Raw genomic sequence first — 10,350 nt, 5'->3', positions numbered from 1 at the left:
GCCTCAACGAGAAGCCGACAACCGATTTCAAGGATCTGATCGCCGCAAACGCCCACCAGGACCGCGCCGACGCGGCATTACCCGTTCAACGGCCGACCCGAGGGCATTACTTCAGGAGCGTCCTAGGACCAGCCAGATACCGCTGCTCGACCATCGACAGCTCCTGAAGCATGGGCTCCCCCTTGACTCGGCTGAGCCGAAGTCAAGGTCAGGAAGCGGTCGCGGGTGGAGAGGGTGGGACACAGGTACCGAAGCCAGTGTCGCCAAGGAGCCGAAGCCGGGTCGCAGCGTGGGGCACAGGTGCCGGAGCCATTGTGGAACAGAGGTACCGAACTTCCACACTTGCTCAAAATCGTGAGTGGCCCTGAGTGGACGACTCTCGAACCACGAGTTTCGAAGGGACGTCCGAGCCATCTACCAGGGTAGGTAACTCGCTCGAGGCGTTCCGATCGCTCGAGGGTTTTGCGCGCTTACTTGAGGGTTTCGGGGTCAGAAGGGAGTCGCCAAGCCGTCCCTGAGCGCGGCCCATCCGCGCGACGACTGAAGGATCGGATCCGACTCCACGCTCAAGGCACGTCGCATCGAGCGGTCGTCCACGAACCGATGAACGAGGCGACGAATGCGTAGGCCGCGAGAACTAATCCGCCGCTGACGGCACCAAGAGTACGCCGGGGAACTGCCCGCTCAGGGCTTGCCCTGCGGCGCCCGGCGCGAATCGGCCAAACTTTCGGACGCCCGCGACGTCGCCGATCAGTAAGCCTTCGACGTCGCGGCGGTTGTCGCCAGGGGTGCACGATGACACACCCACCACGCGGTTGATACCCCCGTGGTGACCGCCGCGGACGCTGCGAGTGACCGCCGATGTTGCGGCCGCAGGCCCTGCGACCGCGGGTCCCATCATGGTCGTCGCGCCCGGGTGCCGTCGCTGCACGACATGTCAGTCGTCCTGCCCGCCTTCGCTCACCGTTCAGTGGGCGCTGGTGCTTCTGTGATCGGCCGGGCCCCGGACGCGCAGGTAGATGCCCTCGAACAGGAAGATCCCGGCGACTCCGGCGGTGGACAAGACGATGATGAGGGGATCGCTGCCGCCCTTGACGACCAGGAACGCCACAAGGCTCACGACGTCCGCGGTTATCGCCGCCAACGGGACCCAGGCACGAGCTTGCACTTCGTCCCGCAGGTGGCGCCAGACGCCCCAGTGGATCGCGATGTCCATCACGAGGTAGAAGATCGCGCCGATGGAAGCGATCCTGCTGAGGTCGAAGAAGACGGCCGACGCTCCAGCCACCACGACGGTGTAGACGAGCGTGTGCTGGCGGAGCCCGCCGGGCATGCCGAAGTGGCGGTGGGGGATGAGCGCCATGTCGGTCAGCATGGCGAGCAACCGTGACACGGCGAACTGGCTAGCCAACAGGCCCGAGGTCGTGGCGATGATCGCGAGGACGATCGTGAACACGACGCCGGTGCTCCCGAGTGCGGGGCGCGCGGCCTCGGCGAGCGAGTAGTTCTTGGCATCAACGATCTGTTGAACGCTCAAGGTCGAGCCGACGGCCCAGGCGACCAGCAGGTAGACGACGACACAGATCGCCAGCGAGATGACGATCGCCCGCCCGACGTTGCGGTGCGGATCCTCGACCTCGCCCCCGCTGTTGGTGATCGTCGTGAAACCCTTGTAGGCGAGGATGGCCAGGGCGATGGCGGCGAGCATCCCTCCCGAGCCGGGGGACACGGTTGACCCGGCGCTCGTCGCGGTCTTGAGGCTGAAGCCCGATGCCCAGAGGGTGACCACCGCGAACAGGATGATCCCCCCGACCTTGAGGACGGCGGCAACCTTCGACACTGTCCCGATCACCTTGTTGCCGGCGATGTTCACCGCGAAACCGAACAGGATCAGACCGAGCGCGAGGACAGGGACCAGCACGCTCGTGTCGGATACGTTGAACAGTCGCAGCGTGTAGGTCCCGAACGTGCGGGCCACGAGGCTCTCGTTGATGATCATCGAGAAGACCATCAGCATGGCGCCGGCCGCGGTGATCGTGGAGCGGCCGTAGGCCTTGGACAGGATCATCGCGATGCCTCCCGCCGACGGCCAGGTGTTGGACACCTTGATGTAGCTGTACGCACTGAGCCCACTGATGATGGCAGCGACCACGAACGCGATCGGGAATTGCGGTCCGGCGAGCTCAGCGATCTGTCCGGTCAGCGCGAAGATCCCCGCGCCGATCATGACGCCGGTGCCCATCGAGACCGTGGCGATCAGGCTGAGTGTGGCCTTCTGTTCGGGCTCGCTCGTGTGCTCCATCACGTGGTCGACCCCAGGACCCATGTGCCGAACTTCAGGCTCTCCGTGCGATCGGTCACGCGCCGGTCCTCGGTGTGGTTGCGGCCTCGGGAAGGTAAGACGTCGGGGCAGCGGCGAAGGTCTCCCGGCAGCCCTCCGAGCAGAAGTGGTGGGTCACGCCCTCGTGTTCGTGGGTTGGCCCGTCGCCGGACACGGTCATCCCGCACACCGGGTCGACCAGACCGCCAGCGTCGTGCTCGCTGTGGTCGTGTTCGCCGTGCTGGTCACCGCCGGCGACGGCGGCTGCCATGGTCTGTGGGGTCTGGACTTCGGGTGTGGCGCCGCCGGTCACGGTGACGTTGGGCAGCGGTGCGGGGTGCCATCCGTGCATGCGGTTGGCGTTGCCCACGACCGACAGGCTCGACAGCGCCATCGCGCCGGCGGCGATCATAGGGGAGAGCAGCCAGCCGGTGAACGGATAGAGCAGGCCCATGGCGATCGGGATACCCACCGCGTTGTAGACAAACGCGAGGAACAGGTTCTGGCGGATGTTGCGCATCGTCCCGCGGGACAGCGTGATTGCGGTGACCAGACCGGTGATGCGCTCGGAGACCAGGGTCACGTCCGCGGCCTCGATGGCCACATCCGTGCCGGATCCGATCGCGATTCCCACGTCGGCCTGCGCCAGTGCCGGGGCGTCGTTGATGCCGTCCCCAACCATGCCCACGATTTTGCCCTGGTCCTGGAAGGTCCGGACGGCAGCGGCCTTGTCCTGGGGCATGACCTCGGCGACGACCCGGTGGATCCCGACCTGCGCGGCGATCGCTGCGGCCGTGCGCCGGTTGTCGCCGGTGATCATGACCGGCTCGATGCCCAGCTTCACCAACGCGGCGATGGCGTCCGCGGCGTCTTCCTTGATGGTGTCGGCCACCGCGACGAGACCGGCAGGCGCCCCGTCGATCGCCGCGAACATCGGGGTGCGTCCGGCCTCCGCCAGGCGAGCAGCCTCATCGGCAAGTCGTGTCGTGTCGAGCTTGTTCTCGGCCAAGAGGGTCTCGTTGCCGACCAGGACCTCGTGCCCGTCGACGGTCGCGCGGATCCCGCGACCCGTGATCGAGTCGAAGTTGGATGGCTCGGTCAGTGTCAGGCCGCGATCTTCCGCGCCACGCACGATGGCCGATCCGAGCGGGTGCTCGGACACGGTCTCGGCGGACGCGACCAGTCGCAGGATCGTGTCCTCATCGAAGGCCTCGTCGATCGACAGGACATCGGTCAGCTCCGGCTTGCCCTTGGTGATCGTCCCGGTCTTGTCGAGGATCATTACGTCAAGCTTGTGAGCGGTCTCCAGCGCCTCAGCCGACCGGACCAGGATGCCGTTCTCGGCGCCCTTGCCGGTGCCGACCATGATTGACAGAGGGGTGGCGAGTCCCAGGGCGCAGGGGCATGCGATGATCAGCACGGACACGGCGGCGACCAGTGCGAAGGTCAGGGTCGGCTCTGGTCCGACGAGGAACCAGCCTACGAACGTGGCGATGCTGGTGAAGATGACGCCGGGCACGAAGTAGCTCGACACGAGATCGGCGACACGTTGGATCGGTGCACGTGAGGCCTGGGCGCTCTGAACCATCGTGACGATCTGCGCCAGCATCGTGTCGCTGCCGACGGCCGTTGCCCTGAACCGGAAGGCACCGGTCTGGTTGACGGTCGCGCCGACCACCGTGTCACCCACCGTCTTCTCCGAGGGGATCGACTCACCCGTGACCATCGACTCGTCGATCGCCGATGTGCCTTGGGTGATCTCGCCGTCGACCGGGATCTTCTCGCCGGGACGGACCACGACGATGTCGCCGGGAACGACGTCCTCGATGGGGATCTCCACCTCGTCGCCGTCACGGATGACGCGCGCGGTCTTGGCCCGCATGCCGATCAGCTTGCGGATCGCTTCGCCAGTGCCGGCCTTCGCCTTCACCTCGAAGAGTCGGCCCAGCAGGATCAGCGTGATGATGACGCCAACGGCTTCGTAGTAGACGGCCCGGACGTCGACAGGGACGAGGTTGGGGAACAGGGTCACGAAAAGGCTGTAGCTGAACGCGGCGGACGTGCCGATCGTGATCAGCGTGTTCATCTCTGCGGTGCGGTGGCGCAGCGCTAGCCAGCCGGTGCGGTGGATCGGCCACCCGGTCCAAAACATCACCGGGGTGATCAGTGCGAACTGGACCCATCGATTGAGCAGGACGTCAGGAATCCACGTGGCGTTGAAGATGTCCATCGCCATCACGGCGAAGGCGACGGGAGCAGAGAGTAGGGCGCCGACCAGCACCCGGCGTGAAAGGTCGGCGATCTCGGCTTGTCGTTCCGCGGCTTCGCTGTCCTGCTCGTCACCGGCGTCATCGCCTCGTTCGCGGAGCGCGTAGCCCGCGTTGTCCACGGCTGCTGCGATGGCGTCGGGCGATGTCAGGGTCGGGTCATACGTGACGAGAACGCGGTCCTGAGCGACGTTCGCGGTCACCTTGTGGATGCCGGGCAGCATCCCCAAAGCGGCGTCGATCGTGCTGACGCATGTAGCGCACGACAGACCTTTCACCACCGCGAAGTCGACCTGCGCCGACCGTGGCGTGTCCGCTGTTGGCGTGTCCGCGATCGGCGTCGAGGTGTCGGCCGTTTCGGCTGCGGCGGGCTCCACAATCAGGCGCCCGTGGATCATGTTCATCCCGCAGGCGAACCCAAACTCGCCGACCTCAGTGGGTGTGAACTGCACCGCGGTCTTCTCGAACGCTGGCAGCGACTTCGACAGTTGGAGATGGGGAAACACCACCCGCGACGTGCAGTCTCCCGATTCCTGCCGGTCGAAAGTCAACTGCAGCGGCGTCCCCACGGTGACACGGATAACGTCCGGGCTGTAGCCGCCCTTCACGGTGATGTCGATCTGCTGCAAGCCGTCCGCGAGGGCTGCTGACGTGGAGCCCTTCGGACCGAAGAAGAACCAGGCGAGCATCGCGATTGCAGAGATCCCAACGAGGGTGACGAACAGGTCGAAGCCGGTCATGTCGGTGCCTTCCCTGAGGATACTATGAGCAAACTACTCCACCCCGGGAGGCGTGCTACTACAGGACATAGAAAGTAGCCTGGAGAAGGAGGTCGCCCATGCCGCAGATCATCGATCGTGACGAAGTCCAACGGCTTGTCCGCGATGAGGGGGCGCAGATTGTCGAGGTGCTTCCGCGGGCCGAATACGAAGAGGAGCACATCGCCGGCGCGATCAACCTCCCGCTCAAAGAACTGAACGCCGAGACGGTTGCGCGACTGGACCGCGGGCGTCCCGTCATCACGTACTGCCACGAGTACACCTGAGACATGAACGCACGGGCCGCGTGGCGGCTCGAAAGTCTCGGGGTCTCCGTTGTGTATCGCTATGCCGCGGGAAAGGCCGACTGGCTCGCGGCGGGCCTCCCGACCGAAGGGACCGCATCGGGCGCGCTTCGGGCCGGCTCGGTCGTGCGACGTAACCCACCAACCTGCCGCCCCGAGGACCCCGCCGGCACCGCTCAGCGCGCCGCGGCCGAGATCGACCGGCCCGTTTGCCTCGTCGTCAACCAGCACGGGGTCGTCGTCGGGCGGCTGCGCGGTGAGCGTCTGCGCACCGATGAACGGCTGCGCGTCGAAGAGATCATGGAAGAAGGACCGACCACGATCCGCGCGAACGAAGACCTCGCGAAGCTCGTCGAGCGCATGCAACGGCGCAAGGTAGGTTCGATCGTGGTTACCGATCCGGACGGACGTCTCATCGGCATCCTCTACCGCGACGACGCCGAACGCGCTCTGGAGGTGGCGCACGCCTCCGATGTCAACGAGTAGCGGGCCGCCGATGTTGCGTTGGACCATCGCGGGATCCCGACGCCGACCCATCCTTAGTCGGCGAACTGCAGGCGATCTACCTCGTCCCGTCCGTTTGGAGGAAAGGGATCGGTCGCCCGCTCCACGATACCGGCATGGATTGGCTTCGATCGCGCGGCAGCACCGAGGCAACGTAGTGGGTCGTGCAAGGAAACGCGCGCGCGATCGCGTTCTATGAGCGACAGGGGTGGCGGGCGGACGGAACGAGCAAACACGAGGTTTGGGAGGACACGCCGATGGAGGAGCTGCGACTTCGCTTGAACCTCCGCTCGCCCTAGGTTCGAGTCTCATCAGGGTTCATGTTTTCCGACGTCCATCGAACCTGGTGAGCAAACCGCTAACGCTCAAAATCGTGAGTGGAGGTGAACGGACTCGAACCGTCGGCCTCTGCGTTGCGAACGCAGCGCTCTACCAACTGAGCTACACCCCCGAATGGGAACCCGATGGTACCACGGGGGGCGCGCCTGCTCTCCCGGATACCGGCGCGCGCAACTACCCCTTTTCGGACTGCCCCGCGCGCTCGATGGCTTCCTGAATTCGGCGCTGGGCGATGGTGATGGACAGGTCCCCGCGACTGCGCTCCATGATCGAGCGGGCGACGTCGGTGGACCGCCGCAGACCCCCGGTCAGCGCATCCGGATAGTCCATGGATACGAGCACGTAATAGATATCGTCCATGGCCCCGAGCAACTGCTCGCCGCGCTCGAGGTCTCCGTGGCGGATGATGTCCAGCAGGTGCCGGCGCAACTCGCCTATGACTTCGGACAGTCCGTTCAAGTACGCGGCGTCCCCGACGCGCGCCTCGGCGGGCGTCGGAAGCGGGTCGCTGTTGATCAGTGCGTAGGTCGCGAGCGCCTCGGCGTACTCCTTCTCGGCGTCGTGGAGGAACCCGGCGAAGTAGATGTCGGGAAACGGACGCATCGCTTCCTGAGCGATGTCGAGTTCGGCGCGCGCCTTGCCTTGCAACTCGCGCGCGAGTTCCATCTCGCCGCGGTGCACGGCCCGGATCGAGTTCGCGCAGAAGCGGATGGCGTGACGCGATGCGGGTATGCCCTTTTCGCGCGCGCGGTTCTTGGCGTCGAGGCGTTCGCGGATGTCATTAGCGATCTCGTTGAGATCCATGCTGCGGTCCTCCTGGGACGTCAGCCGAACGCCGCGACTTCTTCAGGCTGGCGTTCGACGGCGATCGGGTGCACGACGCGCGCGCGCTGCAGTTCGCGCAGTCTCCAGCGCCGCAACTGCAGGACGTATCCAGCGAGTGCGACATCGGCGGCCAGGTGCGCAAGGAAGAACGCGTGGAAGAAGAACGCAACCATCAAAGTCGAAAGCGCGGCGGTGACCAAGCGCGCGAAAGTCTGGCGGCGACGGCGGACCACGCGGTTGCGGCGCCGCGCCGGAGCGGAGGTTTCAGCTTTCGGCACCATCACCCAGCGGCCGGGAACACCCGTTGCGCCTCGCGCGCTCGCCAGGACACCCATGACTTGCTCGAACCTACGCACGCCGACCAGAGGGGACGAAGAGGAGCGCTTGGAGCCGAAGACGGGGACCAGAACCACTGCCCATGCTACGAGCAGCAACAGGATTACGGTCGGGCCCAGTCTCGCCCCCCCTCTCGGGTATCGGGCGCTCAAAGCGCCATTCAGGAGCCACTACATCTAGGCTCACGGCGAGACTAACACCCCCATATCTGGTTTCAAGGAAGCTGGGAAGTCCCAGGCTCCGCCCCTCGGCCGCCGGCAGGGAAGAAATTGGAACTCCATACGGGAGTCCGCCGGGCGATCCGTGCCCTGAAGGTCTACACCAACTTCTTGCGAATCGCGAAATCGGCCAGGAAGGCCAGGAAGTCCTCGCGCAGATCTTCGCGCTGCGCGGCGATCTCTACGGTGGCGCGCAAGTAGTCGAGTTTGCGGCCGATGTCGTATGCGACGCCGTCATACAGGTACCCGTAGACGACCTGCTGCAGCGCGAGGTTGCGAATTCCGTCGGTCAGTTGCAGCTCGCCGCCGACCCCCGGCAGCGTCTTGCGGAGGATGTCGAAGATCTCGGGAGTGAAGATGTAGCGCCCGATCGCGGCAAGGTTGGACGGCGCCTGTTCGGGAGCCGGCTTCTCCACGATGTCCAAGACCTTGACCAAGTTGTCTGAGAGTTGCTCACACGCCGCGGCGCCGTATGAGGAGATCTGCTCCAGCGGCACCTCCTGGAACGCGACCACGCTGCGACCGTACTGCTCGTACACCTTCGCCATCGGACCCAGCAACGGGTCGGCCATGATGTTGTCGCCCAGCAGCACCGCGAAGGGCTCACCACCGACGTGGCGCTCGGCGACCATCACCGCGTGGCCGAGACCCTTGGGCTCCTTCTGGCGGATGTAGTGGATGTCGGCCATATCGCTGATAGAACGGATCGACTCGAGCGTCTCGTAGTCACCCTTTTGCTCGAGGTAGTACTCCAGCTCGAACGAACGGTCGAAGTGATCCTCCAACGAGCGCTTCCCGCGGCCGGTGACGATCAAGATGTCTGTCATCCCGGCGGCGACGGCTTCCTCGACTACGTACTGGATCGTTGGTCGATCGACTACCGGCAGCATCTCTTTTGGCTGAGCCTTGGTGGCCGGCAGGAAGCGCGTCCCCAAACCGGCGGCAGGAATCACTGCTTTCGTGACTGGCATGGCTCGGGGAGTCTACGGTTGCGTCCGGCCGGGGGCAAGGTTCGGGCTGTTCGTCTTCCCGCCGGCGCTCACCACGCGATTCCGTCCGCGCGCCTTGGCCTCGTACAGAGCCTGATCGGCTGCGTCGAGCAACTGGCGCGGCGTTGTTCCGTTCTCGGGGTATACGGCGTACCCGATTGAGATGGTCACGGCGACCGGCGTCTCGCCTTCGGAGGCGAACGGCAAGCCGGCAACCTCGATGCGCATCTTCTCGGCAACGACGTTGGCTCCGTCGGCCCCGGTCTCGGGCAGCACCAAGACGAACTCCTCACCGCCGTAGCGCGCCAGAACGTCGATTTCGCGCCGAATATTGCCCACCAGTCGTTGCGCGATCTCGATCAAGATCGCATCGCCGCGCTGGTGTCCGTAGACATCGTTGACCTTCTTGAAGTGGTCGATATCGATCACCGCGATCGACAACGGCCGCTGGAAGCGGAACGCGCGCTCGAACTCCTGAGGCCACCGCATCTCGAAGTAGCGGCGGTTCCAGATCGCGGTCAGGCCGTCGGTGATCGACATTCGCTGCGCCTCTTGGTGCAGCAGCATGTTCTCGACGCTGACTCCCGCCGCGCGCCCAAGCGACATAATGGTTTCGACGTCCTCTTCGCCGAACGGCACCGACGTCGTGCGTCCGTAGATCGCGAGCACACCAATCAACTGCGACTGCGTCTCCAGCGGCACGGCGAGCGCGGTGGTCTCGGTCGGCTCGGGATCGGCCGGCACCGGCGCGTCGGCAGACGGAAGGCAAACGCCGCGGCGATGCTGTGCCACCCATCCCGCAAGTCCCTGTCCCACAAGGATTCGCTCGTCGCGAGCGCGCGGATCGAGGTGCCGCCCGACCTTCAGCCGCAGATCAGTGCGGCGAGCCGACAACAAGTACACGGCGCCGGACCTACCCTGCAACGCAACCAAAGCCGTCTCGAGCACGACCGACATCATCTTGCGAAGGTCGGGCTCATCGCTCTCGCGTAGTTGGGTCGCGCGCAGCGCCTCACCCAATCGGCGCACGGAGTTGCGAACCTCCCCGCGCGAGATGTCGACGTCGCCGCTCACGCGCCGGAGGCGTTCGTTCAAGTCGTTTATGGCGAGAGCGGCACGGCCGACCTCGTCGCGCGTGGAGGGGCGGATCGCCTCGGACAACTCCCCGGCAGCCGCGCGCGAGGCGGCCTCGGCGAGATGCTCCACGGGGCGAGCCAACCAGGACGTCACCAACGCGCCGGTCATTGCGGCGAGGACAATCGAGATCCCGAAGACCAACAACTCAACGTCGAGAGGGGCCGACGTGATCAGCAGTGCCACCGCCACCACCGCCCCGGTTAGCAGCACGAAGGCAAGCAACAAGCGCAGCCGGAACGCTATGAAGCGCCGGCCGCCCTCGGACTTCGGTCCCCCCACCACAATGCTCACATTTCGCCTTGTCTACCCAGGCTCCCTTTGCGAGGCTTGTCCCTCGTGGGTATCGTCGGCG

8 protein-coding genes and 1 tRNA gene are annotated in these 10,350 nt (G+C 65.4%); 2 read left to right on the top strand and 7 right to left on the bottom strand.

Features of this window, described 5'->3' with window-relative positions:
• Positions 1–967 precede the first annotated feature (967 nt).
• Together WDA27_08245 and WDA27_08240 are read right to left on the bottom strand one after the other, a co-directional pair.
• Positions 968–2,326 carry an APC family permease gene (locus tag WDA27_08245; protein ID MFA5890926.1) on the bottom strand — a complete coding sequence of 453 codons (1,359 nt, stop codon included), beginning with the start codon at positions 2,324–2,326 and terminating at the stop codon, positions 968–970.
• Positions 2,327–2,357: 31 nt separating this feature from the next.
• A complete protein-coding gene (locus tag WDA27_08240) occupies positions 2,358–5,276 on the bottom strand; it encodes a heavy metal translocating P-type ATPase (GenBank protein MFA5890925.1) in 2,919 nt (972 codons plus the stop codon).
• A 149-nt stretch (positions 5,277–5,425) separates the two neighbouring features.
• Between WDA27_08240 and WDA27_08235 the strand changes: the two genes are divergently transcribed.
• Positions 5,426–5,632 carry a rhodanese-like domain-containing protein gene (locus tag WDA27_08235; protein MFA5890924.1) on the top strand — a complete coding sequence of 69 codons (207 nt, stop codon included), beginning with the start codon at positions 5,426–5,428 and terminating at the stop codon, positions 5,630–5,632.
• Positions 5,633–5,635: 3 nt separating this feature from the next.
• A complete protein-coding gene (locus WDA27_08230; GenBank protein ID MFA5890923.1) occupies positions 5,636–6,136 on the top strand; it encodes a CBS domain-containing protein in 501 nt (166 codons plus the stop codon).
• Positions 6,137–6,532: 396 nt separating this feature from the next.
• Here the strand turns inward: WDA27_08230 and WDA27_08225 are convergent.
• The 5 genes from WDA27_08225 to WDA27_08205 form a co-directional block, all read right to left on the bottom strand.
• Positions 6,533–6,605 (bottom strand) — tRNA-Ala (locus tag WDA27_08225).
• A 62-nt stretch (positions 6,606–6,667) separates the two neighbouring features.
• Entirely contained in the window at positions 6,668–7,297 is a 630-nt protein-coding gene (locus WDA27_08220; GenBank protein MFA5890922.1) for a haloacid dehalogenase, read from the bottom strand.
• Between the two features lie 20 nt (positions 7,298–7,317).
• Positions 7,318–7,731 (bottom strand): hypothetical protein, encoded by a 414-nt coding sequence (locus WDA27_08215; protein MFA5890921.1) that lies wholly within the window; start codon positions 7,729–7,731, stop codon positions 7,318–7,320.
• 239 nt (positions 7,732–7,970) lie between these two features.
• A complete protein-coding gene (gene galU / locus WDA27_08210) occupies positions 7,971–8,843 on the bottom strand; it encodes a UTP--glucose-1-phosphate uridylyltransferase GalU (protein MFA5890920.1) in 873 nt (290 codons plus the stop codon).
• Positions 8,844–8,855: 12 nt separating this feature from the next.
• Complete coding sequence (locus WDA27_08205; protein ID MFA5890919.1) at positions 8,856–10,289, bottom strand: diguanylate cyclase; 1,434 nt, start codon at positions 10,287–10,289, stop codon at positions 8,856–8,858.
• Positions 10,290–10,350: the final 61 nt, after the last annotated feature.

This window comes from Actinomycetota bacterium, from assembly GCA_041658565.1.
Classification (GTDB): Bacteria; Actinomycetota; AC-67; order AC-67; family AC-67; genus JBAZZY01.
This window is presented reverse-complemented; position numbering and strand designations above follow the sequence as displayed.